At 69.5% G+C, this 24,285-nt stretch carries 19 protein-coding genes and 1 tRNA gene; 12 read left to right on the top strand and 8 right to left on the bottom strand.

Annotated elements, in window-relative coordinates; all coding sequences use genetic code 11:
• Window positions 1–49: 49 nt before the first annotated feature.
• On the top strand, window positions 50–541 hold the full coding sequence (locus ACFWMR_RS13420; protein WP_378378541.1) for a hypothetical protein: 492 nt from the start codon (window positions 50–52) through the stop codon (window positions 539–541).
• On the opposite strand, the gene ACFWMR_RS13415 is transcribed toward ACFWMR_RS13420, so the two are convergent.
• From ACFWMR_RS13415 to ACFWMR_RS13405, 3 genes are all read right to left on the bottom strand, one after another.
• Entirely contained in the window at window positions 522–1,520 is a 999-nt protein-coding gene (locus ACFWMR_RS13415) for an aliphatic amidase (RefSeq protein ID WP_093936224.1), read from the bottom strand. The genes ACFWMR_RS13420 and ACFWMR_RS13415 overlap by 20 nt on opposite strands.
• The gene (locus ACFWMR_RS13410) at window positions 1,507–2,130 is read right to left on the bottom strand and encodes an AmiS/UreI family transporter (protein WP_378378540.1); all 624 of its coding nucleotides are present in this window, start codon (window positions 2,128–2,130) and stop codon (window positions 1,507–1,509) included. Before ACFWMR_RS13410 ends, ACFWMR_RS13415 begins: the two co-directional genes overlap by 14 nt.
• An 85-nt stretch (window positions 2,131–2,215) precedes the next feature.
• Window positions 2,216–3,241: a substrate-binding domain-containing protein gene (locus ACFWMR_RS13405; RefSeq protein WP_378276226.1), complete on the bottom strand. Its 1,026-nt coding sequence runs from the start codon at window positions 3,239–3,241 to the stop codon at window positions 2,216–2,218.
• Window positions 3,242–3,379: 138 nt separating this feature from the next.
• Here ACFWMR_RS13405 and ACFWMR_RS13400 point away from each other — a divergent pair, with 138 nt between their 5' ends.
• A complete protein-coding gene (locus ACFWMR_RS13400) occupies window positions 3,380–3,790 on the top strand; it encodes a MarR family transcriptional regulator (RefSeq protein WP_093936221.1) in 411 nt (136 codons plus the stop codon).
• 3 nt (window positions 3,791–3,793) lie between these two features.
• Here ACFWMR_RS13400 and ACFWMR_RS13395 read toward each other — a convergent pair whose 3' ends face one another.
• The 4 genes from ACFWMR_RS13395 to ACFWMR_RS13380 form a co-directional block, all read right to left on the bottom strand.
• Entirely contained in the window at window positions 3,794–4,420 is a 627-nt protein-coding gene (locus ACFWMR_RS13395) for an MFS transporter (protein ID WP_378378539.1), read from the bottom strand.
• Window positions 4,421–4,774: 354 nt separating this feature from the next.
• Window positions 4,775–4,848 (bottom strand) — tRNA-Arg (locus ACFWMR_RS13390).
• Window positions 4,849–5,090: 242 nt separating this feature from the next.
• The gene (locus ACFWMR_RS13385) at window positions 5,091–5,480 is read right to left on the bottom strand and encodes a peptidase inhibitor family I36 protein (RefSeq protein ID WP_093936219.1); all 390 of its coding nucleotides are present in this window, start codon (window positions 5,478–5,480) and stop codon (window positions 5,091–5,093) included.
• A 188-nt stretch (window positions 5,481–5,668) separates the two neighbouring features.
• A complete protein-coding gene (locus ACFWMR_RS13380; protein WP_378378573.1) occupies window positions 5,669–6,718 on the bottom strand; it encodes a LacI family DNA-binding transcriptional regulator in 1,050 nt (349 codons plus the stop codon).
• 283 nt (window positions 6,719–7,001) lie between these two features.
• Here ACFWMR_RS13380 and ACFWMR_RS13375 point away from each other — a divergent pair, with 283 nt between their 5' ends.
• Together ACFWMR_RS13375 and ACFWMR_RS13370 are read left to right on the top strand one after the other, a co-directional pair.
• Window positions 7,002–8,180: an MFS transporter gene (locus tag ACFWMR_RS13375; RefSeq protein ID WP_378378538.1), complete on the top strand. Its 1,179-nt coding sequence runs from the start codon at window positions 7,002–7,004 to the stop codon at window positions 8,178–8,180.
• A 100-nt stretch (window positions 8,181–8,280) separates the two neighbouring features.
• Window positions 8,281–9,417, top strand: coding sequence for a sensor histidine kinase (locus tag ACFWMR_RS13370; protein WP_378378572.1), 1,137 nt, complete (start codon window positions 8,281–8,283; stop codon window positions 9,415–9,417).
• Here ACFWMR_RS13370 and ACFWMR_RS13365 read toward each other — a convergent pair.
• A complete protein-coding gene (locus tag ACFWMR_RS13365; RefSeq protein ID WP_093936215.1) occupies window positions 9,391–10,029 on the bottom strand; it encodes a histidine phosphatase family protein in 639 nt (212 codons plus the stop codon). The two genes, ACFWMR_RS13370 and ACFWMR_RS13365, sit on opposite strands and share 27 nt — an antisense overlap.
• Window positions 10,030–10,071: 42 nt before the next feature.
• Between ACFWMR_RS13365 and ACFWMR_RS13360 the strand changes: the two genes are divergently transcribed.
• The 8 genes from ACFWMR_RS13360 (at window position 10,072) to ACFWMR_RS13325 (ending at window position 24,219) form a co-directional block, all read left to right on the top strand.
• Entirely contained in the window at window positions 10,072–12,099 is a 2,028-nt protein-coding gene (locus ACFWMR_RS13360) for a cytochrome c oxidase assembly protein (protein WP_093936214.1), read from the top strand.
• Window positions 12,100–12,545: 446 nt separating this feature from the next.
• Window positions 12,546–13,031 carry a single-stranded DNA-binding protein gene (locus tag ACFWMR_RS13355; RefSeq protein WP_378276445.1) on the top strand — a complete coding sequence of 162 codons (486 nt, stop codon included), beginning with the start codon at window positions 12,546–12,548 and terminating at the stop codon, window positions 13,029–13,031.
• Between the two features lie 100 nt (window positions 13,032–13,131).
• Entirely contained in the window at window positions 13,132–14,808 is a 1,677-nt protein-coding gene (gene ettA / locus ACFWMR_RS13350) for an energy-dependent translational throttle protein EttA (protein ID WP_005158250.1), read from the top strand.
• A 16-nt stretch (window positions 14,809–14,824) separates the two neighbouring features.
• Entirely contained in the window at window positions 14,825–17,512 is a 2,688-nt protein-coding gene (locus ACFWMR_RS13345) for a hypothetical protein (RefSeq protein ID WP_378378537.1), read from the top strand.
• Between the two features lie 344 nt (window positions 17,513–17,856).
• Complete coding sequence (locus tag ACFWMR_RS13340; RefSeq protein WP_378276448.1) at window positions 17,857–22,830, top strand: NAD-glutamate dehydrogenase; 4,974 nt, start codon at window positions 17,857–17,859, stop codon at window positions 22,828–22,830.
• Window positions 22,830–23,249 carry an acyl-CoA thioesterase gene (locus ACFWMR_RS13335; protein WP_378276449.1) on the top strand — a complete coding sequence of 140 codons (420 nt, stop codon included), beginning with the start codon at window positions 22,830–22,832 and terminating at the stop codon, window positions 23,247–23,249. The genes ACFWMR_RS13340 and ACFWMR_RS13335 overlap by 1 nt, the downstream gene beginning before the upstream one ends.
• On the top strand, window positions 23,242–23,877 hold the full coding sequence (locus ACFWMR_RS13330) for a hypothetical protein (protein ID WP_378276451.1): 636 nt from the start codon (window positions 23,242–23,244) through the stop codon (window positions 23,875–23,877). Before ACFWMR_RS13335 ends, ACFWMR_RS13330 begins: the two co-directional genes overlap by 8 nt.
• Window positions 23,878–23,940: 63 nt before the next feature.
• The gene (locus tag ACFWMR_RS13325) at window positions 23,941–24,219 is read left to right on the top strand and encodes a hypothetical protein (RefSeq protein ID WP_378378536.1); all 279 of its coding nucleotides are present in this window, start codon (window positions 23,941–23,943) and stop codon (window positions 24,217–24,219) included.
• The last annotated feature ends 66 nt before the right edge of the window (window positions 24,220–24,285 follow it).

Raw genomic sequence — 24,285 nt, 5'->3', positions numbered from 1 at the left:
CGGATAGGCTGATCACCGGGGATCACGGACGTCGGTGATCCGGGGAGGGGTGATCCACATCGAGTACTTCATCGCCTGGTCCGCCTTTCTCGGCGGCTGGCTCCTCGTCGCCGGGCCGATGTACCAGGGCGCGCTCGAACTCCGCGAGGAGAGCGAGCGGTTCGGCGATCTGCGGTCGGTCAAGGAGGCGCCTCGCCCCTCCTTCGGCAAGCCCGTTTCGCGCTGGTGGTGGCTGCTGCCGCCGGTGGCCATCGCCAAGGAGCGGCGACGGCGAGCCAAGGCGCACCGCGAGATCATGAATTCGCTCACGACCGAGCAGCGGCGCACCATGGCCACCTTCGCCAACAAGGCTCGCGGCTGGTTCATCGTGACCGGGGGCGCGTTCTTCATCGCCCTCAAGGAAACCTGGCACCTGAACCATCTGTACCACTGGCCTTTGTGGACCTATTTCGCGCTGGTGCTCGTCCCGCTGATGCTGAGTTTCGCCCACACGTCACGGGGTGTCCGGCTCACCGTCCTCATCATGGGTTCCGAGGAGTGATGGTGTCGCGGGTGATCGACTCGACGTTCTCCTGCGCCTTCTTGGCGTCGGTGACCCAGAGCTTGTAGAAGTCGAACGGGCAGTCCGCGACGCCCTTGTCGCCTTCGTCCGCGTCCTGCACGCCGGTGTAACCGCGGTGCAGCAGCTTGAAGATGTGGTTCTGCGACTGGTCGTAGGTGCGCGCGTCGCGGATCGCCGACACCGAAAGCTGCGCGTACTGGATCCCGTACTCCTCTTCGCCGGTCTCGCCGAGCGTGCGCCCGTCGAAGCCGATGATCGCGGAATGCCCGAAGTACGAGTACACGCCGTCGAAACCGGCGGCGTTCGCCACGGCCACGTAGCAGTTGTTGGCCCACGCCATCGCCTTGGCCATCAGTACCTGCTGTTCCTTGGCCGGATACATGTAGCCCTGGCAGCGCACGATCAGCTCGGCGCCCTTCATCGCGCAGTCGCGCCAGATCTCCGGGTAGTTCCCGTCGTCGCAGATGATCAGCGAGATCTTCATGCCCTTGGGTCCGTCGCTGACGTAGGTCTCTTCGCCGGGGTACCAGCCTTCGATCGGGCACCACGGCAGGATCTTGCGGTACTTCTGGACGATCTCGCCGCGGTCGTTGATGAGCACGAGCGTGTTGTACGGCGGCTTGTCGGGGTGGTCCTCATGCCGCTCGCCGGTGATGGAGAAGACGCCCCAGGTCTGGGCTTCCCGGCAGGCCGCGGCGAAGATCTCGGTTTCCTCGCCGGGAATGGTCGCCGCCGTCTCGTACATTTCCTTGGGGTCGTACATGATGCCCTGCGTCGAGTACTCCGGGAAGATCACCAGGTCCATCCCGGGCAGACCGGACTTCATGCCCACCACCATTTCGGCGATCTTGCGGGCGTTGTCGAGGACTTCGGCCTTGGTGTGCAGTCGCGGCATCTTGTAGTTGACCACCGCGACGCCGACCGTGTCCGGGCTGGCGGAAATGTCACCGTGTCGCATGAAGACTCCTTTTCTCGGAACGGTTTTTCAGGACGTCGAGGGAACCGGCCGTCGCGATCAGCGCCACCGCGATCGCGGCCGCCAGCAACGCCGTCCCGGCGTCGCTGCGATAGGCGCCGGTCAGGCCGAGGAACGCGGGCACCGTGCAGGTCGGCTGGCTGAGCAGCAGCACGGTCCACCCGGTGAACCGGGTCAGCCGCTCCATGCCGAGACCGAGCACCAGGAAGAACAAGGTCCACAGCAGCGCCCAGGACAGCCAGATGACGCCGAACACCGGATCGTCGTCGCGCCAGAACGCGATCCCCGCGTAGACCACGGCGGCGCCCGCGACGAAGAGCGAGAACCAGCCGATGCCTTCGGGCGCCAGGCCGGCGAGGTTCGCGATGCCGACGTACAGGTAGGTGAAACCGAACAGGTACAGCCCCGACGCGGCGAGGACCGCGTCCGGATTCCCGTTCGCCTGGACGATCAGCACGGTCGGGGTGACGCATTGCAGCGCGCCGACGAACAGGTTCAGCACCGCCGCCGACCGTGGCGGTATCCGGCCGAGCAACATCAGGCCGTTGATCATCAAGGCGGCGCCGACGTAGAGCAGGCCCACGTTGCCCATGCTCACCTCCGCGTAACGTGCATCACGTGGAATAATTTCAAATGAAAGTATGTGGTGTGCCGGAGCGAGTCAAGAGGGTCTGGTTCTACAGTCGGGTGAGGACTTCGAAGTCGTAGCCGTCGGCGACCGCGAGGTGGACGTGCTGGTCGGCCTGCTGCCCGCGGAACTCGATCGTGCCGCGCGGGCCGTGGTAGGCGACGCCGTCGATCGCCGCGTTGAGCGCGGGCAGTTCCGGTGTCCCCGCCCGGCGGACGAGTTCCGCCAGCGTGTGCAGTCCCTCGTAACAGGATTCGGCGGCGTTGTTCAGTGCCGGCGCGCCGGGACCGTTGCGGTCGACGTAGCGGCCGAGCAGGTCCATCGCGTCGGCGGTGACCATGGAACGGAAGTAGGCGGCGGAGACGTAGAGGCCGCCGGTGGCGTGCGCGCCGCTGGCGAGGAGCATGTTCTCCTCCATCAACGGGCTGAAGCGGATCAGGCGGTCACTGAGCCCCTGTGCGGCGAAGGCGCGATTGAAGCGGACCGCGTCCTGTCCGACCAGCAACATGAGCACACCGTCGCTTGTGGACTGTTCGACCGAACGGACCACTGTGGACATGTCGCCCTCGCCGAGCCCGACGAACGCCTCGCCGGTGATGCGCAGGCCGAGATCCTTGGCGTAGTGCCGGATCGCCCGCGCCGACCGGTGTGGCCAGACGTAGTCGTCGCCGACGACGAACCAGCGGCGGGCGCCGAGATGGTCGCGCAGCCAGCGCAGTGCCGGCTCGATCTGGCACCGTGGTGTCTCGCCCGTGCAGAAGATGCCCGAACGCCGCTCGCCGCCTTCGTAGAGCGAGGTGTACACGTACGGGATCCTGTCGGCCACCACCGGCGCGAGCGCGTTCCGGACCGAGGAGATGTGCCAGCCGCTCACCGCGTCGACCCGCCCGCCCTCGACCAGGCGTCGCAGGTCTTCGGCCACTTGCCCCGGGCTGCCGCCGCCGTCGACCACTTCGGCCTCGACCTGTCTGCCGAGGATGCCGCCGGACTCGTTGAGCTCGTGGACGGCCAGCTCCGTGATCGCCTCGCAGGACGGGCCGAACAGTCCGGCGGGCCCCTGCAGCGGGACCACCATGGCCACGCGCCAGATGTCGTCGCGGGGCCGTGTGGCGAGGCGTAGGGGCATGGCGCTCCGTGCGGTGGCCCGGTAAGGTCAAAGTGCTTTCACCTGGAAGTATTGCGAGGGTGTCCGGTTTTGGCAAGGGGACGGGATATGGGGACACGCGGCGTCGCGACCGCCGGAATGTCGGTCACCGGCTCGCTCACCCGTGCCGCCAGGGCCGTCGCCGCCAGGGTCGAGCAGGTGCTCGCCAAAGAAGGTCTCACCCTGGACCAGTGGCTGGCGCTGGACGCGCTGAGCGGCAAGGGCGGCCTCGCGATGGCCGATCTCGCCGACCGGACGCTGGCCACCGCCCCGACGCTGACCAGGGTGGTCGACAAACTGGTGACCACCGCGCAGGCCTACCGCGAGGTCGACGCCGCCGACAGGCGCCGCGTGCTCGTCCACCTCAGCGCCCGTGGCCGGGCGACGCACCGGCGCGTGGCCGCGAAGGTGTCGGAAGTGGAAGCCGGGCTCGAAGTGCCGGACGAACTGCTCGCGGCGTTGCGGAGTCTCGGCAGCTGAAGGTCAGGGGTGCGCCGGTGTCTTCACCTTGACCAAGGCGACGATGCCGAGGACTCCGGCGACGACGAGCGCGACGAGCACGAACAGCGCGGCCACCACGAACACCACGCGGAAACCGGTGGCGTCCGAGAGCAGCCCGCCGAGGACAGGCGCGATCACCAAGGCGACGACACCGAGGCCCGCCGTGACTCCGGCCGCGGCGCCGCGGCCGGAGTGGAGCCGCCGGATCAGAGCGACGGTCACCCCGAGGACGGCGCCCGCGCCGAGTCCGCCGAGCACCCGGCCGACCAGGAGCAAGCCGCTGCTGGGCACGAAGGCGACCAGCGCCACGCCCATGAGCATCAGGGCGATGGCGGGCACGGTCACCGGCGTCGGGAAGCGCCCGCCAAGCAGCAGACCGGCGGGGAAGGCGATCGCGGCCGCGACGAGGTACGAGACGAGGCCGTTCAGCAGCAGGGACTGGCTGGACATGCCCAGGTCGATCTGCAGGGCCGACCCGCCGTCGAAGCGGTAGATCACGGTGACCAGGAAAAGGCCGATGAGCGCGGCGAAGCCGGGTCCGATGACCAGCCACCAGGGAGGCCCGGCGGTCGGCTGAGAGTCGCGCTGCGTCGGCGTCGGCACGTACATGCGCCACAACCTATAGCGCCTGGCGCCGCCGATGGACCACTTCGCCGAGAATGCCGTTGCTTCTGCGTTCGCGGCGTTACGGGGCGCGGTCTCTGGCTGGTCGAAGCCGTTCGTGGCTTGGGTACACGTTTCCGGTGACAGGACGGCGGTTCAGGTGGATAATTGACCTCGAACTGGGAAACCTCGATGGATCTTGACCATGTCTTCGGCCCGTGACCTGCTCGCTGGGCGAGGCGGCCGACGTCACAGACGCTACGTCCAGTGACGGCAGCCTGAAGCAGGCGGCTTCAGGATGAGTCATGAGGATCGGGACCCCTGGCCACTTTCGTGACCAGGGGTTTCCCTCTGGCGGCGTGCCCCCGGCAGGACTTGAACCTGCGACCTAGAGATTAGAAGGCTCTTGCTCTATCCAGCTGAGCTACGAGGGCCGACGTCGGCGACGTTGGGTGTCGCCCAGCATCGGCAGCTTAGCCGTCGCCAACCTGTCGATCGTTCGACACCGCCAGATCGTTTCAGGTCGAGCCCACCGTTTTTTGGAACGCCCGTGAGCGCGTCACGACGCGGGGTGACGCGCTCACGGGCCGGGGCCGCTTCGGGGGAGCGGCCCCAGGGTTCGCGCAGGTCGCGAGTCGACTCTTCCGCGAGCGACCGTCGCGAACCGCCGGGGTGGTCAGTCCCAGATCTTGAGGGCGCGGATCACGAACGGTCCCTGGGGTACATAGGTGCCGCCACCCGGATAGGTGATGAAATCTCCCTCCGTCGTGCATTCCTCGCTCTGGTAAATCGTCACGTCCCGGCTCAGCCGGTTGACGAACGAATGTCCGTCGAACCCTTCGGGTAGCGGAATGCATTCCTCGGGATTGGAGGTGCGCAAGTCGAATTTATGCACGGTGCCGCCGAAAGATTCTTCGCCCCAGACGCAGAACTCGCCCTTCTGGCAGGCGGGTGCGGGCGGCGCGGTGGCGGCGCTCGCGACCCCGGTGCTGGTCAGCAAGCCGAGCATGGCGAGCAGGAGCACGTGCGGGAGTCGGGCGCGCAGGTTCGTCAAACGTCGTTGCATGGCTGGGTTCTCCCCCGTGGATCGGCGGCTCGTGGGCCGTCGGTGAATGTGTGATTCCACGATGGCGCGCCCGGAAGGGTTTGTCTGCCCGCATTTCTACTTCTGGGGATAAGTAGTTGTCCGCCGCTCGATCGGGGCGAGTTGTCCACATATCGCCGGGACCGCCTTGCGCGTACCGAAATCGGCTGCTAAACGCGCGCGGTGGACTCCCGGACGACCAGTTCGGCGGGGATTTCGGCGGGTGCGGGGGCCTTCTCCCCGCGCAGCAGGGTCAGCACCAGATCGCCGGCCGCCCGTCCCTTGGCGGCGAGATCCTGCCGGACGGTCGTCAGCGGTGGTTCGGACCAGCGGGCGGGCGGGACGTCGTCGAAGCCGACGACGGAAAGATCACCCGGAACCGACAGGCCGAGATGTCTGGCCGCCGAGATCGCCGCCAGCGCCAGCAGATCCGACATGCACAACAACGCCGTCGGTCTCGGGTGCCGGTCCAGCAGGCCGAAAGCGCTCGGCAGCGCGCCCTCGACCGAGAGCCCGGACGCCTCCCAGATCGGCACGTCCGTCGCCGGGACACCCGCTGCGGCCAGCGTCTCCAGGTAGCCGGCCATCCGCTCGCGATTGTCGTGGAACCGGCTGTTCCCGGCCTCCGCCGCGCTCAGTTCGCCACCGCGCGGCGCCGAGAGGCACTGCGCCGAGAAGATCCCGATCCGCCGGTGCCCGAGTTCCAGCAGGTGCCGGGCCGCCGCGGCCGCCCCGGCCCGGTCCGCCACGCCGATCCTGGCCGAACCGCGGATGTGCGGCTGGTCGATCACCACCAGCGGCAGGCCGCGATCGCGGACCGCGTTCAGCGCCGGCGCGCCGTCGGCCAGCGAATACGCCACCGCGATGTCGGCCTGTGCGGTCAGGATCCGCTCCGCGCGCGGTCCACCGCTCTCGCCGTCGCCGGGGAGCAGTAGCAGAGCGTGGCCTTCGGGGTCGACGACGGTCGAGAGCGCGTCGAGGGTGAGCGACAGCGCGGGATCCGAGAACGCCGTCGAGAGATTCGTGTCGAGCAGGACGGCGATCGCGCCGGTGCGGCTGGTGGCCAGGCTGCGCGCCGTCGGGTTCGGCCCGGCGTAACCGATCTTCTTGGCCGCGCGAAGCACCTCTTCCCGCAGCTGGGCGGACAGCTGATCGGGCCGGTTGTAGGCGTTGGAGACGGTCGCCCGCGACACCCCGACGGCGTCGGCGACATCGTCCAACGTCGGCCTTCGCCGTCGGGTGCTGGTCACCGGCGCAGTCTAGGCGCTGTCCGGTAAGTCCGTCCGCGGTCTTCGCGCCCAGGCGGCCCCTGACGGCACGGGCGATCCAGCCGAGTACAACCCGGTACGAGACTGAATCGCCCGCACCGCCAGAGACCACCTGGATCACGAAGCCCATCGAACGGACTTACCGGACAGCGCCTAGTCCCGGGCAGGACCGGTGGACTTTCTGAAGCGCTTAAGTCATTCTGGGGGAACAAGAATCGGAAGGAGACTGGGGTCTATGCGTGACCGTACGGCCGTTTTCGTCGTGTTCGCGCTCAACGGGGCCGCGCTCGGCTCCTGGGCGCCGCGGACTCCGGCGCTGTCGGAAAGGGTGAACGCCTCACCGGGTGTCTTCGGCCTGGCCCTGCTGGGCGCCAGCGTCGGCATGCTGATCGCGGCGTCGGTTTCGGGGCGGCTCATCGAGCGGCACGGCGCCCGCGCCGTGGTCGCCGGCAGCACGATCATCGCCTGCGCCGCGCTGCCGATGATCGGTTTCTCGACGTCGGTCGTGCTGCTCGCCGGGGCGTTGTTCGTCCTCGGCGCGAGCGTCGGCGCGCTGGACGTCGCGATGAACGTCGCGGGCGTCGAAGTGGAGCGCCGGTCCGGGCAGGCCATCATGCCGGTCCTGCACGCCGGGTTCAGCTTCGGCGCGCTGGCGGGTTCCGTCGCCGCCGGATTCGCCGCGTCGCACCAATGGTCGCCGGGGCGGCATCTCACTGTCGCCGCGTTGGCCGCGCTCGTCGTGCTCGCCTTCGTCATCGTGGCCGTGCCCGGCGCGCGGCCCGAACACGCCGGACCCGTCGAAAAGCCGCGCGTGGCCCCGGTCAAACGCCCCGTCCTCTGGCTGCTGGCCGCCATCGCGCTGTTCTCGGCGATCGCGGAAGGCGCCAGTTCGGACTGGTCCGCCCTGCTGATGACGTCCGTGCACGGGGTCGGCGACGGCGCCGCGGCCTTCGCCTACTCCGGATTCGCCCTGGCCATGGCGCTGGCCAGGCTCGCGGGTGCCTGGCTTCAGAATCGCTTCGGCGCCACCCGCGCGCTGGCGGTGGGCGCGGGGATCGCCGCCGCCGGGCTCGTGCTCGCCGCGCTTGCGCCGCTTCCTGTGTTCGGGTTCGTCGGCTTCGCGCTGGCGGGTGCCGGGCTGGCCGCGGCCTTCCCGATCGCGTTGAGCCTCGCGGGGGCGTCGGGCAAACGCGCCGACGGCACCGGAGGCGAGCGGGAACTGGCCTTCGTCACGGCGATCGCCTACACCGGCTTCCTCGCCGGGCCACCGCTGATCGGCGGGATCGCGCAGGTGACGTCGCTTTCGGTGTCGTTCCTGTTCGTCGGGCTGACCGCCGCGCTGATCGTTCCGTCCGCGGTGGCCGCGGCGCGGGCGCGGAAACGCGAGGAGGTCTCGGAACCCGTCGCCCGTTGACAGCCGCGCCGGACCGCGGGCAAGCTGCTCGGTAAACTGAGATGAATGCGACCTGGTCGCAGTTTCAGGGCGGCTGATCCGGGGGAGGAGCGGCGTGAGGGTGCTGATGCTCGGGGGTGGCGTGGGGATCCCGGCGAGGCTGGTGCAGACCACGCTGCCGCGGCTCGCTCTGGTGCCGGTGGTGTTCCGGCTGGTGATGCTGGCGCAGGCGCTGTGGACGGCCGGTCTCACCGGATCCCCGGTGCTGTGGACGTTCGCGGTGCTGCACCTGGTGCCGAACGTCGCCGAAGCGGCCTGGATCTTCCGCTGGTCCCCGGCCGGTACGCGGCTGGTGCCGGTGGCCGACGCCGGGATCGCCGTCCTCTTCGTCCTGGGCGCCACGCTGGTCGAGCAGGACGCCCTGATCACGTCGATCACCTGGACCCATCTGATGGGGACGGTGATGATCTGGACACTGCTGCGCGGCGCGCCGGCGGGGGCGCTGGTCCTCGGCGGCACGGTGGCGCTGCACACCGTGCTGGACCCGGCTTCCTCGTTCGCCCTGGTTCTCACGCTCGCGACAGCGCTGGTGGCGTCGCTCGCGCTGGTCGGCCTGGTCGGCGCGTCGATGCGGTTCGCGCTCGGGTTCGGGGAGCAGCAAGGGCGCGCGGCGGAACGGGAACGGCACCGCCGCGACGTCCACGACACGGTCCTCCAGGTGATGGAGTCGTTCGCGATTCCCGCGCCCGCCGACGAACTCGATCCGGCGGCCAGCCTCGACAGGCTCCGCCGCACCGCTCGCGCCCAGGCGATGCGCATCCGGATCAGCCTCGAACACGAACCCACCGGACCGGTCGGGCTGCACCAGCGGCTCCGGCTGCTCGCCGCCGAAATGGCCGCGGAAGGCCTGCGCGCCGAGGTCGTCATCCAGGACGACTGCGGTCCGGAGCTTCCGGAGGAGGCGGCCATGGCCCTGCACGACTCGGCAAGGGAGGCCCTGCGCAACACGTTGAAGCACTCCGGGACCAGACGAGCCGTCGTCAGCGTCGAAGAGATCGGCGGCGGGGTTTCCTTGACGGTGCGCGATCACGGCGCCGGTTTCGACGTCGGTGACCGGCGTCGCGGCTTCGGTCTCGAGAACTCGATCATCGCGCGGATGGCGGAAGTCGGCGGCTTCGCGCGGATCGAATCGAGTCCGGGGCTGGGGACCAGGGTCGTGCTTCTCGCCCCCTCAGTCCTGAGTCTCCCCGTCGGGTGAGTCACGCCACTGGCGGAACGGACGGTCCAGCGTCCACTTGTCGCCCACCCGCTCGACGACGCGGTATTCGCAGGTCGTCGGGTTGGACAGGGACTCGAACAGCTCGATGCTCCAGCCGAAGAGGCGACGGCACAGCAACCGGATCGTCAGGCCGTGCGAAACGATCAGCACGGTTTCGGGGTGATCTTCGCCGCACGCCGCCAGCTCGCTGAGGAATGCCGCGACCCGGTCGTCGACGTCCGCCCCGGATTCGCCGAACGGGAGCCGGTAGAAGAAGTGCCCGAACTCGTGACGGCGTTGCTTCTGGACCTCCTGCTCCTGCGGATCCTGGAGGTTGCCCCAGTCCTGTTCCCGCAGCCTCGGCTCCGGGACGATCCGCTCGCAGTCGTCCCGGATGTCCAGCAGCCGCAACGTTTCCCGCGTCCGCAGATACGGGCTGACGTAGACCGCCGGACGCTGCCCGCCGAGGACCTCCTCGATCTCGGGGCCCGCCAGCCTGGCCTGCTCGCGGCCTTGATCGGTGAGCGGGAGGGCGTGGTCGGGGATCCGGGTGTAGGCGAGCTCGTCGACGTTGCCGAGCGACTCGGCGTGCCTCAGCAGGATGATCCGCACGCCGCCATCTTGCCCGTTTCGCGTCCGGCTTACCCTCGTGACGTGCCTTCAGACCCCGAGACGACACCGGCCCCACCCGCACGGAAGGCCGGTGTCCTGCCGCTGGTGTCGATCGGGGCGCTCCTGGCCGCGGTGGTCGCCGTCGGCCTGGTCGCGCTGACCGGTGGCGCCGGTTACGTCATCGCCGGCCTGCCGGATCCGGGGCTGGTGACGCGCTACGGCATCACCGTCGTCCGGGTGCTGGCCGAGGCGGCTTCGGTGCTGTGCGTGGGATCGCTGCTGCTCGCCGCGTTCCTCGTCCCGCCGCAGAAATCCGGCACACTCGCGGCGGACGGCTACTCGGCCATCCGCGTCGCGGGTGTCGCCGCTTGGGTCTGGTTCTTCGCGGCCGCCGCGTCGATCTTCTTCTCCGCGGCCGACGGCGCGGGGCGCCCGTTCACCGAGGTGCTCTCGCCCCAGGTGCTGATCGATCTCGTGGACGCCATCGAGCAGCCCAAGGCCTGGCTGTTCACCGCGTTGATCGCGCTGCTGGTCGCGCTCGGCTGCCGTCTCGCGCTGACCTGGGGCTGGACGACGGTGGTCTTCTTCCTGTCCGTCGGCGGCCTGGTCCCGGTCGCGGTCACCGGGCATTCCGCGAGCGGCGGCTCGCACGACATGGCGACCAACAGCCTGCTCTACCACCTGGTCGCCGCCGCGCTGTGGGTCGGCGGCCTGGTGGCGCTGCTCGCGCTCGGCTGGCGCCGCGGCGAGAACCTCAAGCTCGCCGCGACACGGTTCTCCAAACTGGCGCTGGTCTGCTGGATCGTGATGGCGGTCTCCGGCCTCGTCAACGCGCTCGTGCGGATCAGGATCGCCGACCTGTTCACCACCGACTACGGCCTGCTGGTGGTCGCGAAGATCGTCGCGTTGCTGCTGCTCGGCGTCTTCGGTCACCAGCAGCGGCAGAAGGGTGTCGCCGGGCTGGTGAACGGCGCCGGAGGCGGGCAGTTGCTGCGGCTCGCCGCCGTCGAGGTGCTGATCATGTTCATCACGATCGGCATCGCCACCGGGCTCGCGAAGACCCCGCCGCCGCAGGAATCGTTCACCCAGCCGTCGACCACGGAACTGCTGATCGGCTACGACCTCTACGGTCCGCCGACGGTCTTCAGGCTGCTCACGGACTGGCGGTTCGACCTCGTCTACGGCACCCTCGCGATCGTTCTCGCCGGGCTGTACCTCGCCGGGGTGCGGCGGTTGCGGCGCCGCGGCGACACCTGGGCCACCGGCCGGATCGTCGCGTGGCTCGCGGGCTGTTTCGTGCTGCTGATCGCGACGTCGTCCGGCATCGGCCGGTACGCGCCCGCGATGTTCAGCGTGCACATGGGCAACCACATGCTGCTGTCCATGGTGGCGCCGGTGCTGTTCGTCCTCGGCGGACCCGTGACGCTCGCCCTGCGCGCGCTGCCCGCGGCGGGCAAGGACGCCCCGCCCGGACCGCGTGAATGGCTGCTCGCGTTCGTGCACTCGCCGCTTTCGCGGTTCCTGACGCATCCGATCGTCGCGCTGCTGCTGTTCGTCGGTTCCTTCTACGGCCTGTACTTTTCGGGCCTGTTCGACTCCGCGCTGAACTACCACTGGGCGCATCTGGCGATGAACGCCCACTTCCTGCTCGCCGGATACGTCTTCTACTGGCCGGTGATCGGGGTCGACCCGGCGCCGCGCCGGATCCCGCCGCTGGGACGGCTGGGGATGATGTTCGCCGCCATGCCGTTCCACGCGTTCTTCGGGATCGCGCTGATGAGCATGCAGACCGTGCTGGGCCAGGACTTCTACCGCGGGCTCAAACTGCCGTGGGTCACCGACCTGCTGACCGATCAGCGGCTCGGCGGCGGGATCGCGTGGGCGTCCGGCGAGCTGCCGGTGCTGCTGGTGCTCGTCGCGCTGCTGGTGCAGTGGGCGCGTCAGGACGAGCGGGAGGCCCGGCGCAAGGACCGGCGCGAGGACGCCTCGGGCGACGCGGATCTCAACGCCTACAACGCGATGCTGAAGAACCTCGCGGATCAGGGGCGGGGGCAGGGGAAGAGCTCTTAGCGGTCTAAAGGTGTCCTGCCGTGTTGCCGAGTCCGTGAAGGCCTCCTTGAGGGACTCTGGGTCTCTCAAGGAGGCCTTCATGGACCGGCGCTTGGCGGTGATCGGCGAGGTGAAGGGGACTTTCTCCTCATCCTCGCCATATCGCTTCGTGAAGGCCTCCTTGCCTACCCTCAAGGTAGGGAAGGAGGCCTTCACGGACTCGCCACCCGACAGGACACCCTTGCCTGGCCCCTCAACAGCCGTCCTCACCGCTCATGAGCGCCGCTAGCACATCTCCCGGCCGGCCCGCGTCTTCCGGCCCGAGTTGTCCACAGGAAGCCCACAACACCCGCAGTTGTCCACAGATCCCGTTCGCGCCCGTTTCCGCCCCTTGATCCGAGGCAGTCTGTGATCAAGGGAGACACCGGGAACGGCCCGGATCGAGGAGAAAGGCGAGTGTGATGGCGATGGGCGAGACGTGGGTGACCATGATCGGCAACCTGACCAGCGAACCGGTCCACCATCCGGAACGGGTGCACGGGCACGACGTCGTGTCGTTCGGGTTGCGGAGTGTCGAACGCCGGTACGACAAGGAAAGAGGGGAGTGGGGCGAGGGGCGGCAACTCGCGGTCAAGGTCACCTGCTGGCGGAAGCTGGCGATGGCGGCGTTCGCCTGCCTGAGCAAGGGCGATCCGGTGATCGTGGCCGGGCGATTGCGTGGTGCCGAGACCGCGGAGGAGATCCCGGCACCTCTCGGTCTACCTGAGCTTGAGGCCTTTTCGATCGGGCCGAATCTCGCGCGGTGTTCGGCGGAGATCCAGCGCGCCGGGCGTGATCGGCCCCGGGCGATCCCGATGACTCCGCAGTCACCCCAAGCACCCCAGTCACCGCCGCTGTCTCCGCCGCAGAGAGGGAATCCCATGGTCACCGCGCTCGAGGACGCGCCCGTGTGACGAGGGTGCCGATGCTCGCTCAGTGATGTGAGGCTGACTGTCGGTAGTTCGGTGGTGACCGCCGTCAAGGTCCCGATCGGCTCGCTCTACGATCGCTTGTATGGCCGAGTTCATCTACACCATGAAGAAGGTGCGCAAGACCGTCGGGGACAAGGTCATCCTCGACGACGTCAGCACCGCGTTCTACCCCGGCGCCAAGATCGGCGTGGTGGGGCCGAACGGCGCGGGTAAGTCCACCGTTCTGAAGATCATGGCGGGGATCGAGCAGGCCAGCAACGGCGAAGCGTTCCTCCAGCCTGGCGCCAGCGTCGGCATCCTCATGCAGGAGCCGGAGCTCAACGAGGCGAAGACCGTCCGCGAGAACGTCGAGGAGGGCCTCGGCGACATCAAGGTCAAGCTCAACCGCTTCAACGAGGTCGCCGAGCTCATGGCGACCGACTACAGCGACGAGCTGATGGAGGAGATGGGCAAGCTCCAGGAGGAGCTCGACCACGCCGACGCGTGGGAGATCGACTCCACGGTCGAGCAGGCGATGGACGCCCTTCGCTGCCCGCCGCCGGACGAGCCGGTCACCCACCTCTCCGGTGGTGAGCGCCGCCGGGTCGCGCTGTGCAAGCTGCTCCTGTCCGCGCCCGACCTGCTGCTCCTCGACGAGCCCACCAACCATCTGGACGCCGAAAGCGTGCTGTGGCTGGAACAGTTCCTCGCGAACTACGCCGGCGCCGTCCTCGCCGTCACCCACGACCGGTACTTCCTGGACAACGTCGCGCAGTGGATCATGGAGCTCGACCGCGGCCGCGTCGTCGGCTACGAGGGCAACTACTCGACGTACCTGGAAAAGAAGCGCGAGCGCCTCGAGGTCCAGGGCAAGAAGGACGCCAAGCTCGCCAAGCGGCTGAAGTCCGAGCTCGACTGGGTCCGGTCCAACGCCAAGGCCCGCCAGACCAAGTCGCGGTCCCGGCTGGACCGCTACGAGGAGATGGCCGCGGAGGCCGACAAGCACCGCAAGCTCGACTTCGAAGAGATCCAGATCCCGCCGGGGCCCCGGCTGGGCAGCGTGGTCGTCGAGGTCGAGAAGCTGCGCAAGGGCTTCGACGACCGCGTGCTGATCGACGGGCTGTCGTTCGACCTGCCGCGCAACGGCATCGTCGGCGTGATCGGGCCGAACGGTGTCGGCAAGACGACCCTGTTCAAGACGATCGTCGGGCTCGAGGAGCCGGACGACGGCCGGGTCAAGATCGGCGAGACGGTCAAACTGTCCTATGTGGACCAGAACCGCGGCGGGATCGACCCGAAGAAGACGGTATGGGAGGTGGTTTCGGACAAGCTGGACTACATCCACGTCGGGCAGACCGAAATGCCCTCGCGTGCCTACGTCAGCGCGTTCGGTTTCAAGGGTCCGGACCAGCAGAAGCCGGCGGGCGTGCTCTCCGGTGGTGAGCGCAACCGGCTGAACCTGGCGCTGACCCTGAAGCAGGGCGGGAACCTGATCCTGCTCGACGAGCCGACGAACGACCTGGACGTCGAGACCCTGGGCTCGCTGGAGAACGCTCTCGAGCAGTTCCCCGGCTGCGCCGTGGTGATCTCGCACGACCGGTGGTTCCTCGACCGGGTCGCCACGCACATCCTCGCCTGGGAAGGCACCGACGAGAACCCCTCGCAATGGTTCTGGTTCGAAGGTAACTTCGAGGGCTACGAGAAGAACAAGGTCGAACGTCTCGGTGCCGAGGCGGCTCGTCCGCACCGCGTCACCCATCGCAAGCTGACCCGCGACTGAGGGCCGGGGGTTCCCCGTGGAAGCCAGCAAGCGCCAACGGCCGGGCTCGCCCACCACCATGGTGGGTGGGCGGACGGCTGCCACCGGGGGAACCCTGTCCGCTGTCGGCAGGTTGATCGAACGCGCGGACGCCCTGCACCTGAGGGCGCCCGAACTCGCCTTGGTCCTCGGGGAGCGCGCGGCCGCGCTCGCCGAGGCCGCCGGTGCCGACGAACAGTGGATCCGTGCGGAGAGCCTGGTGGTGTCCGCACGGGTGCGGCTCGGTGGCCGTCCTCGGACGGTCGGCCGCGCGGTGGCCGCCTTGCGCGCCGCCGAACACGCGGGCTACGGCGACATCGCCGCCCGGCTGAGGATCGACCTGGCCGTCTGCGCGCGCAGCGTCGGCATCCCGCTGACCGGGCTGGCCGCCCTGCGGCCGCTGCTGGCGGATCCGGCCGTGTCACCGGCGCACCGGGCCGAGGCGTTGTGTCACCTCGTCGGCTGCCTGGCGCAGTTCGGCCGCAAGGCGGAACTGGACCGGGTGCTCGCCGAGGCGGACAAGCTCGTGCTCGGCGACGGCTCGATGACGGCGGATTCGCAGCTGCTGATCCGCGCGATGCTGCGGGTCGGGGTGTCGGCGCACCGTCGGAGGCACGGGGATCTGACGGCGGCCGCCGACGCCGCGCGGACTGGGCTCGGCATGCTCGAGAAGCTCGGAAACCCTGACGACGACGGAGGTCTCGTCCGGATCAGGCTGATCCTGCAACTCGTCTGCACGTTGCTGGACCGTGGCGACACGGACATGGCGATGGAGGTCGCGCAGCCGATCCTCGACGCGCCCGTCCGCGCCGCCGGGATCGCGCCGGCCGCGTGGCTGAGGCTGGCCGTGGCCACCCGTGTCCTGCTGCCCGCGGGATCCGGGGAAGCCGCGGGCATGCTCGTCCGCGAATCGGTCGCCGCCACCGAGGACCACAACCTCCACGCCGTCACGGCGCGGCTGTGGCTGGAACTCGCGCAGATCGAGGAGCGGCTCGGCCGGGCCGAGGAGGCCATCGGCTGCCTGCATCGTTCGCGTGCCGCCGAGCATCTGCACGCCCGCGTGCGCAGGCAGGCGTGCAACGTCCTGGTCGGCGAGTTCGGCGCGGCCGAGAACGCCGCTGTCGACCTCGACGACGTCCTGCGTTCCGTGGCCGCGCGGCCGCCCGCCGCGCCGGCTCCCAAGTCCGCCCCCGTTCCGACGCCGGTGCCCACACTCGAGCAGGCCGAGGTGACCGCGGTGATGGCGGCGATCGACGTGGCACCCCCGAAGCGGGCCGCCGCCGAACCGCCGGTTCGTCGCGAGCCGCCGCGGCCCGTGCGGCAGGCAGGGCAGCCGGAACCCGCGCGGGCCGAGCCTCCGCGTCCCGCGGCTACTCCGCGACCGGCGGAGCCACCCGTGGCACCGGTCGCGGAAAAGCCTGCCGCGGAAAAGAAGGTCGAAGCGCCGGTGCTCAAGCCGCCGTCCCGTCCTGAGCCGGTTCAGGATGCAGCGGCGTCCGACAGTGACTGGCGTCGCCGGGTGCCGAAGAAACCCCGGCAACCCAAACCGGCGATCAGGTTCGAGCCCAAGGCCGAACCCGCCGCACCGAAGCTGATGCCGCCGAAACCGGAACCCGCCCCGCGCCCCGAGCCGGTCTCGCACCGAGAGACGCCCCCGCGCTCCGACACTGCACCGCGCCGCGAGACGGCCCCGCGCTCAGAAGCGGCCCCGCACGGAGAGACGGCCCCGCGCTCAGAAGTGGCCCCGCGCTCGGAGGCGGTCTCGCACCGAGAGGCGGCCCCGCGCCCCGAGGCGGCACCGCGTTTCCAGCCGGAGACCTCGGGACGTCGCCGTCGGGAGGAGCCCGCGGTCCGCGAAACCCCCGCCGCCCACGAGGTCGTGCCCCAGGACCCCGCGGTCGCCCGCCTGGACACCCCCGCCCCGGAACCCTTTGCCCCGGAACCTGTTGTCCCGGAACTGCTTCTGGCTCCCGAACCGGCGGCCGAACCCCGGCCCCGGATGACCGCGGAGCCCGAGCCGCCCCGTCCGCCGGGGACCGCCGCCCCGTTGTGGGAGAGCGACGAATGGGCGGCCGAGGAGCGTGTCCGGCGGTCCGCCGCGCCCGCTTCACGCACGACCAGGCACGACGCCGAACACGGTTCCGTGGCGGCGAAGTCGGTGCTGGACCGGCTCGGGATTTCGAGCACCGGAGGAGGCCGAGGCCGCCGTCGCGCGGACGCCGCGGATCCCGTGCATCCCGAGCCCGTCGCGGAGGAACGCGCCGAAACCGCCCGCGCTCGCCGGGAACCGCCTCCGGTCGAGTACGCCGAACCCGCCGTCCCGCTCGCGCCGCCGCCTCGGGAAGACCCGGTGCCGTCGCGCGAGGACGTGCCGAGGGAAAGCGCCAAGGACGAGGTCGCGGATCCGTGGTTGCCGCGCTTGCGGATGCCGCCCGCGCTGGACCCGCTCACCGACACCGGATCCTGGCGGCCGGTCACACCGTTCCCGGAGAGCTACGCCCGGGCGATCGCGGAGGAGGAGCCGCCGCCGGACGCCGGTCTCGCCGATCTGCTCGCCCGTGCGCTCGCCGAGCATCAGGCGGGGACGGCGAGCGCCGCCGCGCTCGTGAAACAACTCGGCTCCCAGGACTCGGGAAAGCGTCCGGTCAACGGCCACGACCGGCACCGCGCCAACGGAAGCGACTGACGGGCGACAGCAAAGGTCCCTTGCTGCGCCCTGGGTGAAGACCGAAGGTGTCTTGAACGATTCAGTCGGGCGGGTGAGTCCGCTCGCCGTGGCCCTGCGCGGCAATGGGCGCTGGTCACCCCCGGTGCGGCGGGACGCGGGAAGGCCCGGACAGACCGCTGATGTGACCGACGAGTAGCTGAACCGATCACGGCGATTCCGGTATCTGAGCAGGGAAATCTTCGACGGACGGGAATGACCCGGCCTTGTGGAGCCGACAGTCCGGAGCTGTAGGTTGGGTCTGGGCCGGTACAGAGTCGTGCCGGTCGCGGTGTCAATCTCGCTACTGTGGAGAGTTGCCTCAAATGAGCTCGACGGGAGTCTCGTCCCTGCCCGGAAAAGATGTCGGCACCGAGGACGGCGCCCGGCGCCGGTCGGTGAACCCGGAGCAGATCCGGGACGACCTGATCGACGCCGCCGCGGCGTACGCCCCGGAGATCGGCGATCTGATCCGCCTCTACTACCGGCACATCCCGGCCGAAGAGATTCTCGGTGACGACCCGGTCGACCTCGTCGGCGCCGTCCGTTCGCACCTGCACCTGGCGAAGGACCGGATGCCCGGCCGCCCCGCCGTGCGGCTGCTGAACCCGACAGGCCCCGAAGACGGCTGGACCCGTGAGGCCACCGTCGTCCAGGTCGTCACGGACGACATGCCATACCTCGTGGACTCCGTCGCGGCCGAGTTCGCGCGGGACGGGGTGCAGGTCCAGCGCATCGTGCACCCGATCGTCGTGGTGAGCCGCGATCTGACCGGTGAGCTGCTGGAGGTCCACCCGGACGCCGACCCGGCCGATCCGCCGGCGAATTCCGCGGCCGAGTCGTGGATGTACATCGAGATCGACCTGGTGACCGACCCGAATCGCGCCCGCGAGCTGGACAACCGGCTCTCGTCGGTGCTGGGCGACGTGCGTGAGGTCGTCGAGGACACCGACAAGATGGCCGAGACCGCGCGCCGTCTCGCCGACGAGCTGGACGAGAAGCCGCCGGGGCTGGCCGTGGGCGAGGTCGCCGAAGGCGCCCGGTTGCTGCGCTGGCTCGCCGACGGTCACTTCACCTTCCTCGGCTACCGCCGCTACGAGCTGATCGACAACCCGCACCCGGACAGCGACGAGCCCGCCCTGCGCGCGGTGCTCGCGACCGGGCTGGGCGTGCTGCGCCAGGACAGCCTGGCCGCGCGCAGCCTCACCGCCGGTCCGGACACGGCGGCGTCCGCGCTCGCGCCGACACTGCTGGTGCTGACCCAGGCCAGCGCGCCGTCCACCGTGCACCGCCCCGTCTACCCGTACTACGTCGGCGTGAAAACGTTCGACGACAAGGGAAACGTCACCGGCGAACACCGCTTCCTCGGCATGTTCACCACCACCGCCCTGCACGAGAACGTGCTGGACATCCCGGTGGTCTGCAACCGGGTCCGCGAGGTCATCCACCGCGCGGGCTTCCCGATGGAGTCCTTCTCCGGCCAGCGGATGCTCGAAGTGCTGCAGAACTGGCCGCGCGCGGACCTGTTCTCGGCCGACACCGACTCGCTGTACTCGACGACGACGGGCGCGATCACGCTGTCGGATCGCAGACGGCTGCGCCTGTTCCTGCGCCGCGACCCGTACGGCCGTTTCTACTCCTGCCTCGTGTACCTCCCGCGTGACCGCTACACGACCCGTTCGCGGCTCGCGATGCAGGAGGTCCTGCTCGAAGAACTCGAAGGCACGCAACTCGAATACAGCGCGCGCATCGGGGAAACCGTGCTCGCGCAGGTGCACTTCATCGTGCACACCGACCCCTCTCAGCGGTCGGAACCGGACACCCTGCGCATCCAGGAACGGCTCAACGAAGCCGTCCGCAGCTGGGACGACCGGATGGTCGAGGCGATCCTCGCCGAGCGCCGCGAGCGCGCCGGTGACAGCGGCGTCGCGATCGGCCTCATGGGCGAGGAGTCCGCGGGTGAACAGGGCCAGCGGTTCGCCGCGGTGTTCCCCGAGGGCTACAAGGAGGACTTCACCGCGCTCGAAGCGCTCGCGGACCTCCGCGCCCTGGAGTCGCTGACCGACGAGGGCGACCTGTCGCTGTCGTTCTACCTGCCCGCCGACGCCGAGGCGGGGGAGCGGCGCTTCAAGCTGTACCTGCGCGGCGAGGGCGTCACCCTCTCCCAGGTGCTCCCGGTCCTCCAGCGGATGGGCGTCGAGGTCGTCGACGAACGACCGTACGAACTGCGCCGCGAAGACGGCGGCCGCTCCTGGATCTATGACTTCGGGCTGCTGATCGACCCACAGGTCCTCGACCACGCGGACCACGACCTCCGCACCCGCTTCCAGGACGCCTTCCACGCCGCCTGGCGTGGCGACTGCGAGGTCGACGGCTTCAACGGTCTCGTCCTGCGCGCCGGACTCACCTGGCGCCAGGCGGCCATCCTGCGGGCCTATTCGCGGTACCTGCGCCAGACGAAGATCCCGTTCTCCCAGGAATACATCGAGAACACCGTCCTCGCGCACACCGACATCGCCACCGCGCTGGTGCGGCTGTTCGAGACCCGCTTCGACCTCTCGCTCGGCGACGAGGTCCGCGCGTCGCAGGCCGATCACCTCACCACGGAGATCGGCAAGCTGGTCGACGAGGTGACCAGCCTCGACGAGGACCGGATCCTGCGACGGCTGATGGCGGTCATCCTCGCCACGCTGCGCACGAACTACCACGTCACCGACGGGGACGGGAACTCCCGCCAGTACCTGGCCCTCAAGCTCGACCCGAGCGCGGTGCCCGAACTGCCCGAGCCGCGGCCGAAGTACGAGATCTTCGTGTACTCGCCCCGGATCGAGGGTGTGCACCTGCGCTTCGGCGACGTCGCGCGCGGTGGCCTGCGGTGGTCCGACCGCCGGGAGGACTTCCGCACGGAGATCCTCGGCCTGGTCAAGGCGCAGGCGGTCAAGAACGCCGTCATCGTGCCTGTCGGCGCGAAGGGCGGCTTCGTCGTGAAGCGCCCGCCGACGGCCACGGGTGACCCGGGCCTGGACCGCGACGCCCAGTTGAACGAGGGCATCGCCTGCTATCGGATGTTCATTTCCGGCCTGCTGGACGTGACCGACAACCGTGTCGAGGGCAAGACCGTCCCGGCGCCGGGCGTGGTCCGTCACGACGGCGACGACAGCTACCTCGTGGTGGCCGCGGACAAGGGCACCGCGAAGTTCTCCGACATCGCGAACGAGGTCTCGGCGAACTACGGCTTCTGGCTCGGCGACGCTTTCGCGTCCGGTGGTTCGGTCGGCTACGACCACAAGGCCATGGGCATCACCGCGAAGGGCGCGTGGGAGAGCGTCAAGCGCAACTTCCGCGAGCTGGGCAAGGACACCCAGACCGAGGACTTCACCGTCGTCGGCATCGGCGACATGATGGGCGACGTCTTCGGCAACGGCATGCTGCTCTCGGAGCACATCCGCCTGGTGGCCGCCTTCAACCACCTGCACATCTTCCTCGACCCGACGCCGGATTCGGCCTCCTCGTACGCCGAGCGGCGGCGGTTGTTCGACCTGCCGCGGTCCTCGTGGGAGGACTACGACCGCTCGCTGATCAGCGAGGGTGGCGGGATCTACTCGCGCTCGGCGAAGACGATCCCGGTCAGCCCGCAGGTCCGCGAGGCGCTCGGACTCGCCGAGGACGTCACCACGCTGGCGCCGAACGACCTGATGCAGGCGATCCTGCTGTCGCCGGTCGAACTGCTGTGGAACGGCGGCATCGGCACCTACGTCAAGGCCGAGGGCGAGAGTCACGCGGACGCGGGCGACAAGGCCAACGACGCCTTGCGCGTCAACGGGAACCAGCTCCGCGTCAAGGTCGTCGGCGAGGGCGGGAACCTGGGGCTGACCCAGCTCGGCCGGATCGAGTTCGCCCGCGCGGGCGGCAAGATCAACACCGACGCGCTCGACAACTCCGCCGGCGTCGACTGCTCCGACCACGAGGTCAACATCAAGATCCTGCTGGATCACCTGGTCTCGACCGGATCGCTGGGCGCCGAGCGGCGCAACGAGCTGCTGGAGCAGATGACCGACGAGGTCGGCGAGCTGGTGCTGGCCGACAACTACCGGCAGAACGCCGTGCTCGGCGTCAGCCGGGCGCACGCCGGGCCGATGGTTTCGGTGCACCAGCGGCTCGTCGCGGCGCTGGTCGCGAAGGGCGCCTTCGACCGCAAGCTCGAAGCGCTCCCGAGTTCCGCGGAGTTCCGCGCGCTGGAGAAGGCGGGCGAAGGCCTCACGTCGCCTGAGCTGGCGACGCTGCTCGCGCACGTCAAGCTCGACCTGAAGGACGAGCTGCTGGCGAGCGAACTGCCGGACTCCGAGGTGTTCTCGCGCCGTCTGCCCGAGTACTTCCCGAAGCCGCTTCGGGAGCAGTTCGGCGACGCGATCTTCCAGCACCCGCTGAAGCGCGAGATCATCACGACGATGGTGGCCAACGAGGTCGTCGACGGCGCCGGGATCTCCTACGTCTTCCGCCTGATGGAGGAGATGAACGCGACCGCGACCGACGCCGTCCGCGCGTACGCCGTGGTCACCCACGTCTACGACCTGCCCTCGCTCTGGGCGCAGATCGACGCGCTGGACAACGTCGTGCCGACCGAGGTCGCGGACGAGATGATGCTGGAGACCCGCAGGCTGCTCGACCGGGCCGCCCGCTGGTTCCTCACCAACCGGCCGCAGCCCCTCGCGCCGCTCGCCGAGATCAACCGGTTCGGCCGCGTCGTCGGCGAACTGGCGCCGCGGGCGCACGAGCTGCTTCGCGGTGTCGAGTGCGCTTCGGTGGACGCGAACACCGAGCGGCTGATCGGGAAGGGCGTCCCGACGGAGCTGGCCGAGCGGGTGGCGCTCCTGCTGCACACCTTCGGCCTGCTCGACATCACCGACGTCGCGGAACTGGCCGAGCAGCAGGTGGGGATCGACGCGGTGCACACCCCGGCGGACACCGCCGGCCTGTACTACGCGCTGTCCGACCACCTCGGCATCGACAAGATGCTGACGTCCATCAGCGGCCTCGAACGCGGCAACCGCTGGCACGCGCTCGCGCGGCTGGCGCTGCGGGACGACGTCTACGGTTCGCTGCGCGCGATCACGCTGGACGCCTTGCGGCACAGCGATTCGGATACCGACCCGGACGAGAAGATCGTCCACTGGGAGAAGACGAACGCCTCACGGCTGCAGCGGGCCCGCGTCGCGCTGGACGAAATCAGCCAGTCCGGCAAACTCGACCTGGCGACGCTGTCCGTGGCGGCGAGGCAGATCCGGAGCACGGTGAGGTAGTGAGCTACATTTCCCTGATCCGGCCGCGCTGGTCGGATATGGACGTCTACGGGCACGTCAACCACGCGAATCTGGTGACCCTGCTCGAAGAGGCGCGGATCCCCCTGCTGTTCGGGGACGCCGTCCGGGCCGGGCTCACCGAACTGCCCAAGGGCATCGTGGTGGTGAAGCTCGCCGTCCACTACCGTTCGCCGATCGTGGTGTCCGATCAGGACATCCGGGTGGAGATCTCGTTGAAGGACTTGAAGCACGCCAGCTTTACCCTCGGCTACAAGGTGCACGCCGGGCCCGCCGAGTCGGACAAGGTCGCGGTCACCGCGGAGACGGTGCTCGCGCCGTTCGACACCGGGTCCGAACGGCCCCGGCGGCTGACCGAGGACGAACGCGCCTTCCTGGAGAAGGGGTTCGCGGATGCCTGAGCTCGTCATCCCGGACGCGGGTGACCGCGAGACGCTCGGCGCGTTCGTGGCCAGGGCGGTCCGGCTCGACCAGAACACGCTGGTGCGGTTGCGGCAGCGTGGCGACGGTGTCGTCGAGGCGTGGAGCACGACCCCGTTCGAGGTCCTGGCCACCAGGGCGGTCGCCGGTGACATCACGCCGTCGGACATCACCGTGTCCGGCAACGAACTGCTCGCGGCGCTGACCATCGCCGGCGGCGAGCGGATGGACCCTGGTCCGGCCCGTGACCTGATGTGGCATTCCGAGCTGCCCGCCCCCGGGCGCTGGCAGCTGGTGGACGAGCTGCCGGCGACGGTGATCTCGGAGCTGGCCGAGCGCGGGGTCACCCTCGCCCGCGACAACGTCGGCCCGCACGGCACGCCGCCCGCGTCGCTGATGGATCAGGCGGTGCTCACCGTGTCCGGCAACGAGCTGGAGATCAAGGTGCAGATGCGGTGCCTGTTCGCCCTGTCGGGGATGGGTTTCGTCGACTCGTCGATCGACGGCGACGTCGTCCGGGTCACCGCGACGGACTCGTGGATGCGTATCGACGCGCGGTACGGCGCCGTCATCAAGCGCCGTCACGCGCTCCTGCCGCTGCTGTTCTGACGGGTTTCTTACCACTTCACACCGCGGGTGGCTTCCGGTCGCCCGCGGTGTCAGGCTGTCCTCATGAACGACAAGGGCGGTGAGGACCCGACCGCGGACTTCCTCGCCGAGGTCCGGCCGGAGGAGACCCCGTGGCGCACCGAGCGCCCGCCGGGTGAGGAGGCGCCGGAACGCGCCGAACGCCCGGAGAAGTGGGGGCGCGCGAAAGCCGCCGGACGGGCCGCCGCGGCGGCGGCGCCGTACGTCCAGGCCGCCGCGCTGGCGACCTGGATCGTCTCGGGCACCGTGGATGACTCCGGTGACTCCGGCTTCGGCGACATGGGCTCCTCGGGCGACGCCTAACTCCCCGCGTTTCTAGCCGTCTAATGCTGAAGTGTGTAAAAACACCTAACCCCAACCAACTAGGAA

The organism is Amycolatopsis thailandensis (assembly GCF_042723255.1).
GTDB lineage: Bacteria > Actinomycetota > Actinomycetes > Mycobacteriales > Pseudonocardiaceae > Amycolatopsis > Amycolatopsis thailandensis.
Note: the sequence above shows the minus strand (reverse complement) of the source record. Positions and strands in the feature narration are given on the sequence as shown.

What these genes read in the sequence shown, in the direction of transcription:
- ACFWMR_RS13340 (WP_378276448.1), top strand. Translation starts at nt 17,857, where the DNA reads ATGAGCTCGACGGGAGTCTCGTCCCTGCCCGGAAAAGATGTCGGCACC.
- ACFWMR_RS13405 (WP_378276226.1), bottom strand. Translation starts at nt 3,241, where the DNA reads ATGGTGGTCCCGCTGCAGGGGCCCGCCGGACTGTTCGGCCCGTCCTGC.
- ACFWMR_RS13400 (WP_093936221.1), top strand. Translation starts at nt 3,380, where the DNA reads ATGGGGACACGCGGCGTCGCGACCGCCGGAATGTCGGTCACCGGCTCG.
- ettA (WP_005158250.1), top strand. Translation starts at nt 13,132, where the DNA reads ATGGCCGAGTTCATCTACACCATGAAGAAGGTGCGCAAGACCGTCGGG.
- ACFWMR_RS13415 (WP_093936224.1), bottom strand. Translation starts at nt 1,520, where the DNA reads ATGCGACACGGTGACATTTCCGCCAGCCCGGACACGGTCGGCGTCGCG.
- ACFWMR_RS13395 (WP_378378539.1), bottom strand. Translation starts at nt 4,420, where the DNA reads ATGTACGTGCCGACGCCGACGCAGCGCGACTCTCAGCCGACCGCCGGG.
- ACFWMR_RS13325 (WP_378378536.1), top strand. Translation starts at nt 23,941, where the DNA reads ATGAACGACAAGGGCGGTGAGGACCCGACCGCGGACTTCCTCGCCGAG.
- ACFWMR_RS13355 (WP_378276445.1), top strand. Translation starts at nt 12,546, where the DNA reads ATGGGCGAGACGTGGGTGACCATGATCGGCAACCTGACCAGCGAACCG.
- ACFWMR_RS13410 (WP_378378540.1), bottom strand. Translation starts at nt 2,130, where the DNA reads ATGGGCAACGTGGGCCTGCTCTACGTCGGCGCCGCCTTGATGATCAAC.
- ACFWMR_RS13385 (WP_093936219.1), bottom strand. Translation starts at nt 5,480, where the DNA reads ATGCAACGACGTTTGACGAACCTGCGCGCCCGACTCCCGCACGTGCTC.
- ACFWMR_RS13330 (WP_378276451.1), top strand. Translation starts at nt 23,242, where the DNA reads ATGCCTGAGCTCGTCATCCCGGACGCGGGTGACCGCGAGACGCTCGGC.
- ACFWMR_RS13375 (WP_378378538.1), top strand. Translation starts at nt 7,002, where the DNA reads ATGCGTGACCGTACGGCCGTTTTCGTCGTGTTCGCGCTCAACGGGGCC.